The sequence below is a fragment of the Ventrimonas sp. genome (assembly GCF_048380235.1).
In the GTDB taxonomy this organism is placed as follows: Bacteria; Bacillota; Clostridia; order Lachnospirales; family Lachnospiraceae; genus Brotaphodocola.
On sequence record NZ_DBFCCJ010000017.1, the window covers coordinates 107,763 to 126,620 of the forward strand.

Genomic DNA, 18,858 nt, shown 5'->3' on the forward strand with positions numbered 1-18,858 from the left:
TCCTTTCTACTGCTGCCGTCCCTGCCTATACCTGGGCCTTCAGCATCTGCATACTGGTCATACGCAGGGAATGCTCCTTCGGGATCTGTTCCTCCGGTGCTTCCAGGTCAACCAGCTTCAATGCTCCAAACGGGCAGGCCTTTACGCAGGCCGGAAGCAGCCCCTGGTGTACCCGCACATAGCAGCCGTCACATTTGATCATCTTTCCATTTTCTCCGAAGGAAGGAATTCCGTATGGACAGGCCATGGCACAGCTGTGACAGCCAATACAGTTTGTGGTATCATAAACCGTAAGATTCGTCTCCGAGTCTTTCCTGAGACAGGCACTCGGACAGCCGGTGATGCAGGGCGCATCTTCACAGTGCATACAAGCTAAGGAGAGCCGGTGATAACTGACACTGTTATTTTTTTCAAGTTCCATATCGAAAATATTACGGTATGGGCGCTGTCCTTCCCTGACTTCATAATCATTCTGATCCATGCAGGCTACCGCACAGGCACCGCAAGCCACACATTTGCTCAGATCGAGATCGATCGCGTATTTTTTCACTGCTGCACCTTCTTTCTCATTCCACAGCGCGTGGAATTGTATGCCGGAAAGCCGGAATAAGGATCCACATGCGTACCGGACATCAGGGAATTGACATCTGCCTCCGAATATCCATGATAGAAAAAGACCACAGATTTTGGAACCTTATGACTCGGCATAGCCTTCACGCAGATACAGCCGCGTTCCGTATAAAGTTCCATGTCATCTCCGGCTTCAATGCCCAGTTCCTTTGCATCCTCCACAGACAGCTCCGCTGTCGGATCCGGTCTTAAGCTGCGCGCCCATTTTACCTTGTGCAGGCGGGAATGGATCGCGTTCGGAATACGCCCGCCGGAACAGAGTCGGTACGGATAAAGCTCCGGATCTGCCTCATCAAGCGGCTCACAGTAGGTCGGAAGCGGATCCAGATGCCATTCCGGATGGGAGGCGATCAGCTCCGAATACAGTTCAAACTTTCCGGTCGGAGTCAGAAGTCCCCGCTCCAGATGCTCACCCGGTGCAGATTTTTTTACATTCGGTACCTTAATCGGAACATCACTGTTCTTCAGTTCCTCCACGGTAATGTCAAGATCACGGAGAATGAATTCCAGGTTTTTCTCATAACCGGCTTCCAGCTCCTCATCGCCCAGACCAAGCTTTTTCGCCAGCTCCGCGATGATCTCCGTATCGGATTTACTCTCTCCCACCCGGTCAATGGCCGGTTTCGTATACCAGGCATAGCAGCCCGGATAGGTTTCCAGCTCACCGCGCTCATAGGAGGTGCAGACTGGAAGAACGATATCCGCCAGCATCGCGGTATCTGTCAGGAACAGATCTGTATCCACGAAGTAATCCAGTTTCAGCAATGCCTGTTTCACATACTGGTCATCCGGCAGCATCCGGTAATTCATGCCCATGGCAAACACGGCCTTTACCGGATACGGCTTTTCTTCCATGATCTGTCTTGCCAGATCGACACACTGCATTTCCTTTTCCATATAATACCACAGCGGGAAACGCCCGGCGCCTACCGCCGGCTTTGCGTGCTCCGGCTCTGTCACCTCAGCAAATTCCTCATCCCGGGTCACAAATCCGGCCATCTGGTGCGTAAAGCTGTGAAGACCCGGAAGCTGGCCGCCTACCCGGTCATAATTGCCGGTCAGTGCCAGAAGCGCCATGATCGCACGATAGTTCTGGAAGCCGTTTTTGTGATGCGGGATCGGAGCGCTGTTTTCATTGATACACATGGAGCCGCTCTCATGAATCATACGACAGGCCGCAAGCACCTGCTCATACGGCACGCCGGTCAGACCTTCAATGCTGCTTTCGTTAAACTGCTTTGCATACTCTTTGTATTCCGCAAAGCCGTGTACATACTTTTCAATATAATCAGAATCGATCCAGCCCTGTTCGATGAGAATATTTCCCATGCAGAGTGCCAGAGCCCCATCAGTGCCCGGATAAGGGCGAAGATACAGATCACACAGACGCTCCACGGCCGGGGTGATCTTCGGATCAATGATGATGACCTTCATGCCCTTTTCGCGGCGTTTTTCAATCGCAGTTGCCTTGGCATATCCGGAAAAATACGGATTCATAGCCCAGCCTAAATACAGATCTGTATGCGCCATATCCGGACGCGCCAGCTGTCCGGACGCCGTTTTCCAGGCCATCCATCCGGCTGTCATACAGGTACTGGATTCCGTGCCGAAATTCATGGTTCCAAAGGAATGTGCCAGACGCCGCAGCCACGGACGGTACCACTTATTATAGCCACCGAAAAACGCCACTGCATCTGCTCCGTATTCTGCCTTGATCCCATTTAACCGGGAAGCGATCTCATCATAGGCCTGTTCCCAGGTGATCGGTTCAAATTTTCCTTCTCCCCGCTCGCCAACCCGCTTCAGCGGAGTCTGGATCCGGTCCTCCCGGTAAGCAAACTGACGACCGGAAAGTCCCTTCACACACATGCGTCCCTTACTCTGCGGATGCTCGTCCATCCCCTCAAGCTTGACCATCCTGCCGTCCCTGACGTAGGCATTTACACCGCAGTTATTGGCCGGACTGCAGATTGCGCACACCGTATGGCAAATCCGGATCCCGGTTTCCTCACACGGAATTTTTGCTTTGATTAATGCTTCTAAACTATCCATGTAATTTCTCCTCAATCTCATCAATGAATGCTTCCGACAGACCAGCCTTCTGAAGCATAGCCCTCTGGTAATCCGGAAGGACAAACTCTTCTCCCGCAAACAGCCGCAGCATATAATTTTTCACGATACCGCTAATCCGGTAATTGTCCAGGATATTGGCACCCACGATCCGTTTTCCATCCAGCACCAGGCGTACATACAGGCTGTCTTCCAGGCTTCCGTACTCCAGCACCTCCCCCGTCAGACGGTTATCACCAAAGCCGATAAAATCCATGTTCATAAAATGTGTGATATTATGCAGGATGTTTCCGTGATACGCGACATCCTGACCTGCCATATTGGCTCCTGCCGTCTCGCCCTGTCGGTTGGCATTGGCCCAGAGGCCGATGATCTGATTCTGCCCGCTCTCCAGGTTGTTTCCCTCACAGCAGTCTCCGGCTGCATACACACCTGGAACTGAGGTTTCCATATGATCGTTGACCGTAATACCGCGGACGATTGCCACCTCATCCTTCACAGGATCCGTGATGGCTCTTGTGCCAATGCAGAGTCCTACAATATCTGCCGGAATCCGGCTTCCATCTGTCAGTACGGCGATTTTCTGCCCATCCTCCTGCTCCATGTGGTCGATCGTTGCTCCGAATTTCAGATGAACGCCCTGAGCCTCAACCCGCTTTTCAATCTCCGCGGACACCTCCGGATAAGCTGCCAGCGGAAAAATATGAGGTGCCAGATCTAAAAGCCAGGTTTCAATGCCAAATTTATGCAGCACCTCCACCACCTTGATTCCGGCCATGGATGCACCGATCACAACAGCATGGCGGACATTCTTCTGTTTCAGACGTTCTTTGAAGCGGATGGAATCCTCCACCGTCCGCATCAGGAAAGCATCCTCCGGATCAAGTCCCTTCACCGGCGGTGCAAACGCACGCGCACCGGTCGCGATCAGAATCCGGTCATACTGCTTTGTCTTCTGCTTCGTTTCCACCAGATGCTCTTTTGCATGTACCCGGATGACCGGCTCCTGAATCAGGTGAAACGATATCTCCTTCCGGATCTGATCCAGATCCCCAAACGGAAACAGGCCGTCAAACTCCAGCTTTCCAAACGCATAGTAGGTTGTCAGCATCGGATTGTACGGTGCCCGGCTGGTATTGCTGTATACATCGATCTCCCCCTCCTTATCACAGGTGCGGATCGCTTTAACCGCATGATAACCTGCCGTGCCGAATCCTAACACAGCATAGTTCATGTTTTTCCTCCTCTCAAATACCGAAAAAGCCACTGAAATCCAGTGACTTATCCGATTATCTTTTTTCAGATTTTCAAGTCCTTTATTGTGCGCTCTGCTGTTCCAGCTTTGCTTTCACATTCTTATAACGGATCAGCATGATGATGATGGAAACCAGAATGAAGAGACCGATATACAGGTAATGCTTCGGCTTCAGACTGGAGAGGCTTACAAAGGAAGTAACAATGGTGACTGCCAGGCATACGCAAAGAACTGCATGCAGCTTCTTTGGTTCTATATGCAATACAGACTTTTCATAAGCCTCCGGGAACAGACTCGGAAGTCTCCAGCATGCACAGATCGTAAACAGGCCGGTCAGCTTGCTGCATCCGGTACCCATGTTGGAAATATCAGTGGTATCCATGCCGGTTAAGATCGGGATCAGGCCGACAACAAAGAAGAAGAATAACAGCAGAACCGGAGTTCCGTTTTTATTTTCCTTTGCGCAGATTTCCGGAAGCCATCCATCCATGGCAGCTCTCTGAAGAGAACGAGTAGTCCAGGACAGGGTTCCGTTCAGGGTTGTTAACAGGGCGAACCATGCACCGCCGATAACAAAAAACAGATAAACCGGTGCAGGGAATACTTCTTTTGCTACAACCGAAATATTGACACCTGCTACCTTGTCTAACGGAAGCACGCAGGCAGCTACAATACCGACAAATGCATAAAAGATCGCAACGATCGCGGTGGAAAGGATCATGGCTTTCGGAATATTCTTTCCCGGATTTTCGATTTCTCCGCCATTCTCAGCCAGGAAGCTTGCGCCGCCACATGCAAAGGACAGAAGCGTTGCGCCCTGCAGGAAGTTTTTCAGGCCGTGAGGCATGATGTTGGATGCGGAAAATTCCAGTGCAGACCAGTCAACCTTCGGAAGACCGAATACGATATAAATGAACAGGGAAATCAGAAGCAGGGAAACCATCACCTTCTGAACCTTCGCAGAGGTTTTCAGACCGATCAGGTTTACGATCACTGCCGCAGTCAGGGCGCCAACCGCAACCACGGTCTGGTTTACTGACGGAAAGATCACGCCAACATAGCTTGCAAAGCCGATTGCGAACGTGGATACCAACACCTGCTGCAAAATAAACATCAGAAGAAATACAAATGCGATCCTCGGCCCCAAAAGCTTCTTGGCGTACACATAGCTTCCGCCGGTCGCCGGCATACTGGAAGAAAGCGTAGCCATCGGGATCAGGCTGATCAGTGAGATGATCGCTGCAAGAAAATATCCGTACGGAGCGCCGTGTCCGGTCAGTCCGATTACGATTGCTGTCAGTACAAATACACCGGAACCTACGATCTGGCCAATACAAAAGCCCATGCAGTCCCAAAAATTCAGTTTTTTCGTTTCCATATGTTATAGCCCTCTTCTCCAGTCTGATACAAACTGTACCAGCTTTTCCATACCCTCTTCGAGCGTTTTGCGCGGACAGCCAAAGTTGAACCGTAGAAAATGCTCTCCGTCTCCGCCATAGGAAGTACCGCCTCCCACTGCAATGCCATAATGATCCGCCAGTGTTTTCTGGATCTCATCGGAGGTCATTTCCAGTGCGCTGCAGTCCAGCCACATCAGATACGTTCCTTCCGGCTTCACCGGTTTGATCTCCGGCGCGTGCACGGCAAGATAATGAATGATAAACTCTGCATTTTCTGTCAGATACGCATTCTGCTGGTCCACCCACTCATCACCATAGGTGTAGCAGGCCTCGATTGCTGCGTTAGACAGGCAGTTCGGGCTCATAAGCCATGCTTCCCGAAGAGATGCCTCCTGTCTCTTTTTGTATTCCGGATTCGGAATGATGCTGCAGGATGAGTGCAGACCGGCCATATTGAAGGTCTTGCTGATTGCAGTGTAAACGATCATCCTGTCATATACGTCTGCAAAGCAGGCTGCCGAGGTATACTGATTGCCGTAGAGGGCCACATCACCGTGGATCTCATCGGAGAACAGCCATACCGAATATTTTCTGCACAGCATGACCACCCGTTCCACCTCATCCCGCGTCCAGACACGTCCGACCGGGTTATGGGGATTGCAGAATATCATGGCTTTTACCCCACCGGCCAGCTTCTTTTCGAAATCTTCCCAGTTAATGCTGTAGCGTCCATCCTGATAGATCAGCGGACAGTCTACCTCTTTTCGCTCCTGGGTGCGGATCGCCACAAAAAACGGATCATACACCGGTGTAAAGACAAGCACCTGATCTCCCGGCTCTGTAAAGCCTCTGATGGAAAACCAGATGGATGTCACAACACCTTCTGACGGTGAAAATGCCTCCACCGGAAGATCCACATGATGACGGCGCTGATACCATGCCCGGACTGTCTCATTGGTCCGTTTTCCGGTTGACGTATAGCCAAACAGCGGATGTTCCAGACGCTTCTGAATTGCAGTCACGGCCTCCGGAAGTGTTCCGAAATCCGTATCTGCAATCCAGAAAGGGATCAGCCCAGTCGGAACGCCAAACTTAAACTGACGATCCCATTTAATGGAATCAGTATCCACACGATCCCAAACCTTATCAAAATCGTATTTCATTTTGTACCTCCACCCCTTAAAGGTTTTATGTTCCATTTTTCCGGAAAGCCGGGCCCTGGTTCTCTGAAAAAATATCACCTGTTTTAACGGCAGAATTCTTCGAAATAATGCTGATACGTCTCATAGATCCAGTCGCAATGCTGAAGCATGTAAAAGAATGCATATTCCGGATCATGGTCTTTGACTGCCTTCAGAATATTTCCATGCTGCTTTCGCATTTCTGCCTTGTAGGATTCCTGCCGCACCGGAACGATCAGCGGAAGTGCCGTGATCGCATTGGACGGCGGCACCGTTGCTTCCCAGATCTGCTTCATGAGCGGATTTCTCAGAATTTCCCACAGACAGCCGTGGAAAGACTGAAGACCGGTTCCCTTCCGGATCCGGATAGATGGCTCTGCCTGCTCGTCAATCTCAGAATCATGCTCGAATGCATATTCCAGCTGACGGATATCCTGCTCTGTTGCCATGATGGCCGCCTGCTTTGCGATAGAAGGCTCGATCACACGTCTGGCCAGAGTAGACTGTTCAAACAAATGCCAGTAGGTTTCTGCCTGATCCCGGAGTTCGCCCGGATCCAGAATGCTTTTCCAGTCCACCGCGACGATGCTGCCCTTTCCCTTCCGGGTTTCAATGATGCCGCTGTCGCTGAGCATTTTCAAAGCCTGCCGGACTGTAACACGGCTGACTCCCATCAGCTCCATAAGCTCCTTCTCACTTGGAATCAGATCTCCCTTTTTGTATTCTCCGCTCCGCACAGAATCCTTAATGCGGTTAAACACCTGTTCATACAGTGGATTACTTGATAATTTGTTCACAATATTCTCCTTCTTCATCTCCTGTATGCTGTTCTTAGCATACAACATGTAATATAATAAGTCAAGTTGTTATTGGCATTTTTCTTGTTAATCCTCGATTTATTTCTGTTTTTTTGTTTCTTTTTACCATTAACGTTGTATTCGATGCGTTTTTTCTTTGTTTTTTCCGTCAATGCATAAGATTCTTAACCAACATGTATTAATACATGTTTTTCGGTATCGTTATTTTTTATAAATATATCGGTAAAAAACAAGAACGCAGCCGCAGACCTTGGTCAGTCTGTCCTGCGTTCCTGTATTCTCAGCGTTTTAATTTTTCACGTTCCTGGTCAATGAGACTTTTTGTGGCATCCGCCGACTTCCCAAGCACCTCAGCCAGAAGCTCCTGTGGGATCGTCGGTGCATAATAAAATCCCTGCTGGTATACGCAGCCAAACTTTTTCAGAATGTCAAGCTGACGCTGTGTTTCCACACCTTCCGCGATCAGGCGTTTGCCAAGCTTTTCGGATGCCCGGATCAGGCATTCCACGATTGGTTCCGATCTCGGATCACTTTCCAGCTGCCACATAAACATACGCTCAAACTTCAGTGTATCCACCGGAAGCTCCAGAATCTTGCTGATTCCGGAATAGCCGGAGCCAAAGTTATTCAGGATCAGTTCAACTCCAAGCTCCTTCAACTGCTGCATCACAATCTCCAGGATGACCGGATCCATAGCCAGCGCATATTCATCAATCTCGATCGCCAGCTTTCCGGATGGGATCTGGTATGTCTCGATCATGCGCCGGACCGTATCCACAAAATTCTCCTGAAGGAGCAGCACCGGAGAAACCGCAATTGCAATGGACTCATATTCCACGCCCTTTTTCTCCAGTTCTGCAATTGCCTGTGCTACCCGTTCCAGGGCATAGTATTCCACGCTGCTGATCTGGCCGGTATCCTCCGCGATCGGTACAAACTCCGCACTTCCTACCATGCCGATGTCCTTTACAAACATGCGCATATAATATTCTGCACGGACAAAACATTTTTCTTCTGTGTTGTAGGTCGGACGGAAGCGGATCTCCAGCTCATGATTTTCCAGTGCTGTGCCGATATAACGGGCGATCGCCTGCTTGCGCAGATATGCTGCATGGAGTTTTGAATCGTATACTGCATACTGGTTGCTTCCGCTTTCCTCTGCCTTGCTGACAGCCAGATCCAGATATTTTAACAGATCATCTGTATTTCCCGTATAACCGGGGTAAGAGCAGACACCGATCTGACAGGAGCACATGCAGTCTGTCCCGCCGATCTTCCAGCTCTGGGAAAAGCGGTTCAGGATTTCCTCAACAAGCCGTACAGCCTGTCCCTGCGTTCTGTTTCTCAGGATCGCGATAAATTCCACGCCGACATAGCGGTAAACCGTGCAGCCTGTCTCTTCCCGAAGATATTTCAAAATTTCCTTTAACAATGCTTCACAGTAGGAAAAGCCGAACAGCTCATTCATGCGCTTGAAATTTTCGATATAAAACTTCAGGACCACGCCCTGTCCGTCACCGGATAACGCACGCTCCAGCTGACGGCGGCAGACCATGCGATCGCCGCTGACTTCATTTTCTTCTATGTTGTCCGCATCCGGAAGCGGTTCTGCACTCAGTCCGTTTCTCTTTTCTGCTGAAGCATACTCCGTTTCCTGTTTCTTCTTTCCAAATAATCCCACAATACGTTCCTCCTCTCAACTGTCTGTTTACTTGCACTGCTCTGCTGCCGTGTCACGGTCCAGCTGTGTCAGCTTCTCTACGATCTCCCTGCAGATTTCTTCCGGATTTTTGCCATCGGTTGCTACCGTAACATCTGCAGCTGCCTCATAAAGCGCGCGGCGTTTTTCCTGCAGTCCGGCAATAAAATCCACGTTCATGTGGTCATTCAGGATCGGACGCTCAGTGCTGTCCTTGACACGATTGTAAACGGTTTCCGGTGTCGCAGTCAGAAGCACGACACGGCCATGCTTCTTCATGTGATCCTTGTTATCTTCCCGGACCACCACACCACCGCCGCAGGAAACAATGGTCTGCTTGCTCTTCTGAAGCTCGATCAGCGTGTTGCACTCCAGATTCCTGAAATACACCTCACCGTATTCCGCGAAAATCTCAGAAATAGACATCCCCTGCTTATCGACGATCAGCTGATCCATCTCCACATAGTTCATCTCCAGCTGACGCTTCAGTTCCTTGGCAATGGTGCTCTTTCCTGCACCCATAAACCCGATCAGGAAAATATTGTAGTTAAACAGAGCCTTTGCCTGAATCTTTCGGCTGTTCTTCACAATGTATTTGAAGATATTCAGGATCTCCTCCTCAAATACATTATCTCCCAGCTTCTGCTTCAGGTTATCCTCCTGCTTTTTTTCCTGCTCCGGCTGCAGGATCGGGATACCATTCTGCTTCTTATAAGCAATGATCTCCTGAATGCATTCCATGCGGTCTACCAGCTGCTTGATGATAATGTCATCACATACTCCGATTTTTTTGCGGATTTCCTCGATTCTGTCATCCATTCTGTTGTCCATTACACTTTCTCCTCTTCCGGTCCCAACCAGCGTACGTGTCACCGTGCTGCCTTCATTGTAGCATGTTCTGCTGATTCTGACTATATGATAATATCGTAGTAATACAGGCCCATAAACAGTAAGATTCCGGATATCCTGCCAGATACCCGGAATGTACTGTATGTTTTATGCAATTATATCAACAGTTTGCAAAACACGCAATAGTTTATCGCTTTAAAGTGTTAATTTTATGATATCTGCAATGCAGGCATGCCGGTCACTCTCTTATTTTTTTGACGGCAGAAATGTGATCACGATGCCGGAGCAGATCAGAACCGCCCCCACAACAAACTGCCATGTGATCACCTCATGAAGAAGCAGCACACCGAGCACCGCGGAAACCAGAGGCTGCAGCGGATAAAACATCGAGCAGGTGCTGGCGCTGAGCAGCTGCAGGCTCTTATTCCAGCAGGTATGCGCCACGGCAGTGCCAAACACTGCCACAAACAGACAGGCAAGAAGGGCAACTGCTGTCGGATGACTCTGTGTCAGGAATACATTTTCCAGAACTGCAGCCGGAATATTGAACAGCAGTGCAATGCACATGCCGTACAGAGCAATCTGCACCGGATCATAATAGCCGGAGATTTTGCGGATAGAAACCGATGCCGCAGACCACAGTATCACAGCACCGGCAGAAAGCAGGATTCCCAGCGGATTGATCTGCATGCTTCCATTGCCCAGTATAATGTAAACACCGATCAGGGACACCACAATGCTGAGCACATTTTTCCAGGTGATCTTTTCCTTCAGAAAGACTGCTGCCAGGATAGAGATCATAACCGGATTTAAGGAATTGATCAGAGATGCCAGAGAGCCTGACAGAAGCGCGGTGCCTCCGAGCTGAAGAATGATCGCGGCAAAATAGCCGAGTCCGCCTAAAATCAGCAGATATGGCCAGTGCTCCTTCGCTATCTTCTTATGACCGCCCTTCCACTTCAAAATTCCGTACAGACAGACTACCGATACGAGATAGCGGCAGAACGACACCGTAACCGGCCCCATTACCGCAAGCGCATATTTGCTCACGACATAAATACTTCCCCAGCAAAAAAAGGTGATTAATAAATAAAGATATCCTGCATTGCGTTTCATGGTATGGTTCCTTCCTCTTTTTCCTTTGAATGTCATATAGCCGTTCAGCTCATAGCTGAACGGCTTTGTTGTTTTTTACTGTAATGATAAAATCTGAAAATTCTCTGCTTCTTTTCCAAGCTGGCAAACAAGTCTTCTCATATCGGACTGCTTTAAATTTCCATGCAGCTGTATAGTCACCTGCTGCTCATTGCCCTGACTTTTTAATTCCATATGATCGATTGGGATCTCATTTAACCGGATCATATTCAGATACAGGTTCAGACTGCTTTTTTCCCGGTGATCGGTAAAGCTTACTGTAATCTGCTCATGAGAAACATGCTCATCCAGGCCGGCCTGCTTTAGAGCCTCAGCAATTACCTGCTCCTGCATTTCTGTCAGGATTCCGTACTGGTATCTGCGGCAGACACTCATCAGGTGACGAAGAAACATTTCATATTCTCTTTTCACGCTGACATCCACATCGCCTGTACGCTTTAAAATAATCTCATTCTCCCGGTCCGGCACAAACACATCAGAACCGTTTTCTGCCTTTGCAGCAGCCACATGTTCCGCACATGCCATCCGTTCTAAAAACAGCGGTTTGATCTGGGTATCCACGCAGTCAATCATCTTCCGCACTTCTTCTAATGTCATTCTTAACCTCCATTTCGCATCGGCACATTTTCCAATTTTACACCAAGGCACCCTGTTTTTTCAAGACTCTCTGGATATGTTCTATATTTACAGTACCATCCAGGGCCTGACAGGCTGCACCGACACCCGCCGCATGACCTGTTGCAAAACAGGTTCCCATAACACGGACGGCTGCAAAAGCAGCCTCGTCTGCAGATATCATTCTTCCTGCGCCATACAGGTTTCTGATATTTTCAGACTGCAGGGCACCCAGCGGAATATCAAAATAGCTGCCTTCCTTTACTTCCAGATAGGTTGCCATCTTATTGATATCCTTGTGGATCTCTGGCTTCCAGCCGCCGCGGGCCACACTGTTATCCCGCTTTCTTCTGGCAAGCACATCATCCACGGTGATAGTCTCTTTTCCAACCAGTTTTCTGGTCTCACGGAACCCGAGTGCCGGTCCTATCACAGCCAGCTCTGCATGCTCCATACCCGGCATATAAGTTCTTAATGCCTGTACATAGCTTAGTACCTGCTTTCTGGTCTCGCGCTCCATTCTGGTAAGTGCCTCTGCGTTCAGTGCATCCGGGATAATGCTCGGAAGAAGAACTCCTACAATATTAGATCCTTCTTTTTTTAAGATAAAGCCCTTCTCCCTTGTGAGGTTGGGGATTCCGTCTTCTTTTGCCTTCACAACGGCACGCTCCACCGCAGCCGGAGACATATCGCAGCTGGTGTCCACGCCGCTTAAGCGAAACGGCATGGTTGCCGCCTGCGGGCATCCGTCATCGCCGCCCCATACCAGGTGTGCCCCGGCAAGGCGGGCAAGATTGGCGTCTCCGGATGCATCCACAAAGGCCTTCGCAGCTACCGTAAAGGTACCCTCATCATCCACACAGTGAATTGCCGTAATGGTTCCGTTTTCCGTATCTGCACCAATTACAGACGTATGCAGGAGGTAATCCACCCGTTCTTTCTCCAGCAGATTGTCCATGGCACATTTTAAATACTCAGGCTGAAAATTAATATTGCGGTTTCCGGTTGCAGAAATAACGTAGTCCACAGTCGGACCAAGTGCCTCCATCTCATTTAACACAAGCCGGCCGACTCCTTCTACAACCCGCACCGGATTTTCCCCACAGGTGTAAAACCCGCAGAAAGCGCTGACTCCGGAATTGGTAGCTTCACCGCCAAGATAAGCATTCCGCTCGATCAGAAGCGTTTTCGCTCCCGTCTTCGCAGCTCCAACTGCTGCAGATACTCCGGCAGTTCCTCCTCCAACAACGACTACGTCATACTGCTGCAAACGTTCCATAATCCTCTATACTCCTTTTTCTTAACCAATGATGAGTGTTCCCAGCGGATATGCAAAGAAGGTCAGCACAACCAGTGCCATCAGTGCAAAAATTCCGCCCCAGATAAACATGTCTTTGGTCGTGGTCCATCCGGAACCGATTGCTACGGTGTTGATGGTACTCTGACCTGCCGGTGTCATGTTGCTGACAGCAGCTGCAAAACCAACCATGCATACAACTGCGCCAACGCTTACTGCTCCTGCCGGAAGTGCAGTTAAAACAGACAGTGCTACTGCGCTTACTACGGTTGTGGTAACAATGTTGGAAGAGAAGTTTGTCTCAAGCAGTGCCCACAGCATAAAGAATAAGATCATGCCGGTAACCGGGAGTGCTGCAGTTAACGGAGACAGGGAAGCGGTCAGCCAGTCGCTGATTCCAATATCTGCGTTGGTTAAGCAGGAACCAAGCCAGGTTGCCGCACCGGTCATCAGGATACTGCCCCACAGGATTCCTTTGGTTACGCCTTCCTTAAAGTTTAAGATGCGCTCGCCATCTACTTTGGTGATAAAGAGAAGGATGCATCCTAATAACGGCGGCATTGCGGTAGACCAGCTGTTGATGGTCTTGTAAAGCTCCGGGAAGCTGCCCTTGATCAGGCTCGGGCCAACCCATAAGAATACGGTTAAACCTACTACAGAAAGAATAATTTTCTCTTTGGTATCTGCCTTCGGAACGGTTCCGCGCAGTCCCATTGCATTTTCCGGTTTGATCTCATGGATATCACCCGGACGGTAAATGAACTTAAACACCAGGATTAATAAGATGATCAGCAGAATGCCGGTCGGGATCCCCATTGCCATGTATTGGAACTGGTTGACATCATTTCCGGTGGCTGCGGTGTAATAACCGATTGCCATGGTCGGCCATACATGTCCGATTGCGGTCATACCGGAGGAAAGGCTGATGCAGAATGCCGTTCCCATCATGATCATATTTCCGGTTTTGCCGCCCTTCTTCACACCGAGTACCTGGAAGATATCCTCAAGGAAGGGCATAAATGCAACGAACAGAACAGACGGGGATACGAATAACCCCATGAAGGTAACTGCCGCAAACAGGAAACATACAAAATACCACGGTCCCTTTCTTGCAATCTTATTGGTAATAAAAGATACAGTACACCGTCTTACAAAATTTGTCTTGGAAAGCGGATATACCAGCATAAAGGTAAAGATCAGGAATGCTACGGTCGTATTGCCGAATGCGCCTGAAAAGGTTTTTGAAAAACCGAATGTCGGGATAAATCCAAGTGCCAGTAAGGTGATCATGCTCGGCCAGTCAATGGAAATGGTAATCCACATGAGCAGGGAACCGAAGAATACGCCAAGTACTCCGATTGCCTCGGAGGAAAGTCCTCCAAATGGCGGTACAAATCTTGACCCGATCATAATTGCCAGCGACAGGATCAAAAAGATTGTGTCTTTGCTGCTTTTGTTGTTCATAATGAAACCCCTTTCTCCTATTGGTGTTCTTTTGTTTTGTATTTCCTTGTAGCGTTATGATATAAAGTTTATTGACATTTGTAAAATATCATAATATTATCAAATCAATAAGTTTTTCCTATATCATTGGATTTTTTTAGAAACATTTTACAATTTTTTTATCCCTTACCGAGCAAAGGAGTTCGTTTCTCATGCAAATGCAACAATTACGCTATTTTCTTGAAATCGCCAAAGAGAAAAACATCTCTGCAGCTGCCAAGAACCTGTATCTTTCCCAGCCCTCCCTCTCCCAGCAGATCCGGAAACTGGAAGAGGAACTGGAGGTGCCGCTTCTTATCCGCCACTCCAAATCTGTTTCCCTGACAGATGCCGGAGAACAGTTTGCCCACCATGCCCGAAGAATCCTCGGCGGAGTCGACCAGCTCTCTGAACTCATGCACAAACAAAGCTTATTAGAGGCCGGAACCTTAAAGATCGGTCTGTTATGGATTGCCGGATACACAAACCTGCTTCAGATTTTAAGCGACTACCACTGCCTGCATCCGGGTCTGAATTATTCCTTCAGCGTAAACGGCAGCGCCCACTTACAGCAGATGCTTTTAGACCGCAAAATCCATGCCGCATTCATCATCGGCACGGAGGAGCAGCTGGATCAGGAACCGGATCTTTACTCCTGCAAAATTCAGGAAGATTTTTACTCCGTAATCGTATCCCGGCGCAATCCACTGGCATCCAGAAAAAGCCTCTCTGTTCTGGATTTAAGGGACTCTCCCATCATCATGCCCTCTCCTGCTTCCGCACTGCGAAAAAGCCTGGACCGGATTTTTGAGGAAGCTGGCATCACACCGAATATTCTCTGCGAAACCAGCCAGTCCGATCTGGTTATCCAGCTGGCTGCTCATGATCTCGGAGTCGGTATTTCCTCCAAAAGCATCGCCACAAGCGCACAGGATGGCACATATGCCATCGTGCCCTTTGAGAGCCGCCTTCACCGCTCCATTTATTATGTAACGTTAAAAGAGCTTCTGGATTATCCATCCATCCGCTCTTTTACAAGGTATGTGAAACGTTATCAGTTGGAAAATAAAGCATTATGAATTACAGAAACTTACTCTGCGAAATATTTCTCCATCACTTCCTGTGCCGGCATCTCCTGACCGGTGTAAAGCCTGAAGGCCTCCGCACCCTGCCAGAGCAGCATGCCGATTCCCGGAATGGTCTTACATCCTGCAGCTGCAGCGTCTTTTAAGAGTTTTGTCTCCCTTGGGTTGTAAACAACATCGGAAACAACCAGATCCTTGCGGAATAAACTGGTATCGGTAATGATGCTCTGGTCGTCCATCGGCTTCATGCCCACACGGGTTGCATTGGTGAAAATATCACTGTCTGCAACTTCCTTGCGGAATGCTTCCTGGTCATCCAAATCAAACAGGTTGACGGTGCAGGCCGGAACATGCTTGCGGATTTTCTCTACCGTTGCCTCTGCATTGGCAAAGAAGGTGTCTTTTCTTGCGAAAATAGAGATTTCCCGCATGCCCTCCAGTGCTGCCGTGATCTCAATCGCAGTTGCTGCGCCGCCGGAACCGGCAATGGTCATCTTCTTTCCCGTGATCTCAAATCCGTTTTCACGGCAGTTTCTGACCCAGCCCATTCCATCGGTGTTATGGCCGATGAGCTTTCCATTTTCATTTACCACCGTATTCACCGCACCGATCAGCTCAGCTGCCTTAGACAGCTCATCACAGTAGGCCAGAGCTGCAGTCTTACATGGCATGGTGATGTTAAAGCCCTTCACATTCAACAGGCGAAGCGCCTTTACTGCCTCTTCCGTCTCCTCTTCTTTGATGTCGTAAGCAAGGTAAGCGTAATCCAGTCCAAGCTTCTGAAAACTGTAATTGTACATGGCCGGAGAACCGGAATGTCCCACCGGGCTTCCGATCAGGCAAAGCATTTGTGTATGTCCGCTAATTTCCATTGTCGTTTCCTCCTATCAGTAACATTTTGGGGTTTATTTTACTCGTTTTCTTTTCCTCTTGCAAGCAATTCTTACATAACCAGCACCAGTACCATAATAATGCAGCAGATACTGATGAGCGCCGAAATCGAATTGAGTGCGCTGGACAGGCCGAAATCCTCGCCAAGCTCTGCAGTAAACGCCGGAACTGCCGAAGATATAGGGCTGAATACCAGAAACGCCAGGGCCTGACGGTATTCCAGTTCCAGAGGAAGCAGCCAGAAAAATGCCACGGCCAACATAACTGCAATACTATACCGGATCAAAAGAATCCGTGCCATAACGCCAAACTGTTCCCGGCTTCCCGATAACTGAAAACCAACCCCAAGCATCAGCATGGCCAGAAATGGATTTGCATTTCCGACAATTCCGGCAAATGTTGTCACTGCCTCCGGCAGACGGATCTGCAAAAGATTCAGGATCAGCATCAGGACATAAGTATCAAACGGAATAGAACAGAGCAGTGTCAACGCGATCTTTTTTACAGAAAAGCCCTTTCCCCCTCCCTTTATCATGGAAGCAATGCTGTAGGAACCGCCCAGACAGACAAAGGAATTTCCCGTATCAAACAGGCTGGTGGCCAGCATACCGGCCGGGCCAAGAAAGCTCTGTACAAATGGCATCGTAAAGGTGCCGATGTTATAACCGGTACTATTAAGGACCTCAAATGCCCTCTTTTCCCTGGAAGCTCTGAGATTCAGAAGATATAAAACCGTCATGTACAAAACGCCGCCTCCAAATCCCAGCAGGCACAGGCCCAGCAGAGATGGCTCTATCTTCATCCCGTTCATGTTGCTTATGATCGCTGCGGGCAGTGTTATTTTCAGCACGGTCTTTGACAGCACATAAAAATCATCTTTCTTAAAAAAGCCGATCCGGCGCAGCACATGTCCCAGAATGATGATCAGAATAAAACAGGCTGCGCGCATCAGAATTGCTCCCATGGGAACTCTCTCCTTTTCGCCGCATAGTTTTTTTATTTCACATATGCCTCCTATTGTGCATCAGATCAGCCGGATTGGCAAGCGTTTATTTTCTGTCATTTATTCATATTCCGTTCACAAATCATTCAAAAACCTTTTACAGATTTAACATGATTTCTTCACGATTTCTCCCTATACTGTAACCATAAACAACAGGAACGAAAGAGTTGTTTATAAAACGCTTAAAAGATTTTTTTCATAATACTCGAGCTGATAACAAGAGTTATCAGCTCTCCTCCCTTTTTATAACCAATAAAGCAGGTGCTATTTCCCGGCACCTGCTTTCTTCGTTTTCTTCTCTATCTATTTTCTTTTCTACCGTATACAGATATAAACCAGATAACCGGTATACATGGCAAGCATAGCCAGGCCTTCTCCCCGGCTGATGCGCAGCTTGCTGCGGCAAAGCATCCAGGTCACAACGCTGGCCACAATAAGGCAGACCGTATCAATCACCGAAAACGATGTTACCGCGATCGGATGGACTGCCGCAGATGCCGCAAGCACCATCAGAACGTTAAAGATATTGGAGCCGATGACATTGCCCAGAGCCAGCCCATTCTCCCCTTTTCTGGATGCGACAACGGAGGTGACAAGCTCCGGCAGGGAAGTGCCGAGTGCCACAACGGTCAGGCCTACAAGGGTCTGGGAAAGGCCGAAGGAAAGGGCAATATCTTTTGCGCTGTCTACAACCATGTTTCCGCCGCAGACAATGGCTGTCAGGCCGCCGACAATATAAATCACGCTGATAAGCGGAGACAACACTCTGATCTCCTCATCCTCCTCGATCCGGTTTGCCAGTGCATCACGAACCGTCAGCACAAGAAAGCCGACAAACAGCAGTAACAGAAAGACTGCTTCCGGTCTGCTGATAAAATGATCCCGGAAAATCATGAAAAACAAAACCAGGGCCACACCTACCGATGCGGCGTAATCCCACCGCAGCTGTACCGCAAATGGACGGATGACACCGCAGCAGCCCAACACTACCAGCAGGTTAAACAGATTGGAACCAATGACATTGCCCACCGCGATCTCATTGCTTCCGGCCAGAGAGGCCGTAGTGCTGACCGCCAGCTCCGGTGCGCTGGTTCCAAACGCCACGATAGTAAGTCCAATGATGATACTGGGCACCCGCAGCGCCCGCGCAATGGAGGAACTTGCCTCCACAAAATAATCTGCTCCCTTGATCAGAAGCACAAAGCCGACAACCAGCCAAACGTACATCATAATCTTTCCTCCTGCCCTGTCCCCAGGTTTTTGTATTCTTTCGTGAACTACATCGGTAATTGAATTACCGAGCATCTGATTACGAAGCATAGCTCCGTAGCTTCAGAGGTGCGTCCATGACACCCGTACTGCTACCCAGATGGGTTACACAGCTACTTTTATTGTTTTTGTACTGCTCAGCCCGGTTACGGGCATATC

16 protein-coding genes are annotated in these 18,858 nt (G+C 49.0%); 1 reads left to right on the forward strand and 15 read right to left on the reverse strand.

The window, feature by feature from the left end; genetic code table 11:
• Positions 1 to 25 precede the first annotated feature (25 nt).
• From ACMP1L_RS02865 to ACMP1L_RS02920, 12 genes are all read right to left on the reverse strand, one after another.
• A complete protein-coding gene (locus ACMP1L_RS02865) occupies positions 26 to 550 on the reverse strand; it encodes a 4Fe-4S dicluster domain-containing protein (protein WP_418451957.1) in 525 nt (174 codons plus the stop codon).
• A complete protein-coding gene (locus ACMP1L_RS02870) occupies positions 547 to 2,682 on the reverse strand; it encodes a molybdopterin-containing oxidoreductase family protein (protein ID WP_418451958.1) in 2,136 nt (711 codons plus the stop codon). The genes ACMP1L_RS02865 and ACMP1L_RS02870 overlap by 4 nt, the downstream gene beginning before the upstream one ends.
• Entirely contained in the window at positions 2,675 to 3,934 is a 1,260-nt protein-coding gene (locus ACMP1L_RS02875) for an NAD(P)/FAD-dependent oxidoreductase (protein WP_418451959.1), read from the reverse strand. The genes ACMP1L_RS02870 and ACMP1L_RS02875 overlap by 8 nt, the downstream gene beginning before the upstream one ends.
• Before the next feature lie 82 nt (positions 3,935 to 4,016).
• Entirely contained in the window at positions 4,017 to 5,333 is a 1,317-nt protein-coding gene (locus tag ACMP1L_RS02880) for an APC family permease (protein WP_418451960.1), read from the reverse strand.
• Between the two features lie 3 nt (positions 5,334 to 5,336).
• A complete protein-coding gene (locus ACMP1L_RS02885; protein ID WP_418451961.1) occupies positions 5,337 to 6,518 on the reverse strand; it encodes a MalY/PatB family protein in 1,182 nt (393 codons plus the stop codon).
• 83 nt (positions 6,519 to 6,601) lie between these two features.
• Positions 6,602 to 7,333: a FadR/GntR family transcriptional regulator gene (locus ACMP1L_RS02890; protein WP_418451962.1), complete on the reverse strand. Its 732-nt coding sequence runs from the start codon at positions 7,331 to 7,333 to the stop codon at positions 6,602 to 6,604.
• A gap of 301 nt (positions 7,334 to 7,634) precedes the next feature.
• Positions 7,635 to 9,035 (reverse strand): EAL domain-containing protein, encoded by a 1,401-nt coding sequence (locus ACMP1L_RS02895; protein WP_418451963.1) that lies wholly within the window; start codon positions 9,033 to 9,035, stop codon positions 7,635 to 7,637.
• Positions 9,036 to 9,062: 27 nt separating this feature from the next.
• Positions 9,063 to 9,884, reverse strand: coding sequence for a shikimate kinase (locus ACMP1L_RS02900; RefSeq protein ID WP_373243587.1), 822 nt, complete (start codon positions 9,882 to 9,884; stop codon positions 9,063 to 9,065).
• Positions 9,885 to 10,148: 264 nt separating this feature from the next.
• Positions 10,149 to 11,054: a DMT family transporter gene (locus ACMP1L_RS02905; RefSeq protein WP_418451964.1), complete on the reverse strand. Its 906-nt coding sequence runs from the start codon at positions 11,052 to 11,054 to the stop codon at positions 10,149 to 10,151.
• Between the two features lie 39 nt (positions 11,055 to 11,093).
• A complete protein-coding gene (locus tag ACMP1L_RS02910) occupies positions 11,094 to 11,654 on the reverse strand; it encodes a chorismate mutase (protein WP_418451965.1) in 561 nt (186 codons plus the stop codon).
• A gap of 37 nt (positions 11,655 to 11,691) precedes the next feature.
• A complete protein-coding gene (locus ACMP1L_RS02915) occupies positions 11,692 to 12,951 on the reverse strand; it encodes an FAD-dependent oxidoreductase (RefSeq protein ID WP_418451966.1) in 1,260 nt (419 codons plus the stop codon).
• Positions 12,952 to 12,972: 21 nt separating this feature from the next.
• Positions 12,973 to 14,433: an SLC13 family permease gene (locus tag ACMP1L_RS02920; protein WP_177303385.1), complete on the reverse strand. Its 1,461-nt coding sequence runs from the start codon at positions 14,431 to 14,433 to the stop codon at positions 12,973 to 12,975.
• Positions 14,434 to 14,624: 191 nt separating this feature from the next.
• On the opposite strand from ACMP1L_RS02920, the gene ACMP1L_RS02925 reads away from it, so the two are divergent.
• A complete protein-coding gene (locus tag ACMP1L_RS02925) occupies positions 14,625 to 15,530 on the forward strand; it encodes a LysR family transcriptional regulator (RefSeq protein ID WP_418451967.1) in 906 nt (301 codons plus the stop codon).
• 11 nt (positions 15,531 to 15,541) lie between these two features.
• Here ACMP1L_RS02925 and aroE read toward each other — a convergent pair whose 3' ends face one another.
• The 3 genes from aroE to ACMP1L_RS02940 form a co-directional block, all read right to left on the reverse strand.
• On the reverse strand, positions 15,542 to 16,408 hold the full coding sequence (gene aroE, locus ACMP1L_RS02930) for a shikimate dehydrogenase (protein ID WP_418451968.1): 867 nt from the start codon (positions 16,406 to 16,408) through the stop codon (positions 15,542 to 15,544).
• Positions 16,409 to 16,479: 71 nt separating this feature from the next.
• Positions 16,480 to 17,391, reverse strand: coding sequence for an AEC family transporter (locus ACMP1L_RS02935; protein WP_418451969.1), 912 nt, complete (start codon positions 17,389 to 17,391; stop codon positions 16,480 to 16,482).
• A gap of 354 nt (positions 17,392 to 17,745) precedes the next feature.
• Entirely contained in the window at positions 17,746 to 18,660 is a 915-nt protein-coding gene (locus ACMP1L_RS02940) for a calcium/sodium antiporter (RefSeq protein WP_418451970.1), read from the reverse strand.
• Between the last annotated feature and the right edge of the window lie 198 nt (positions 18,661 to 18,858).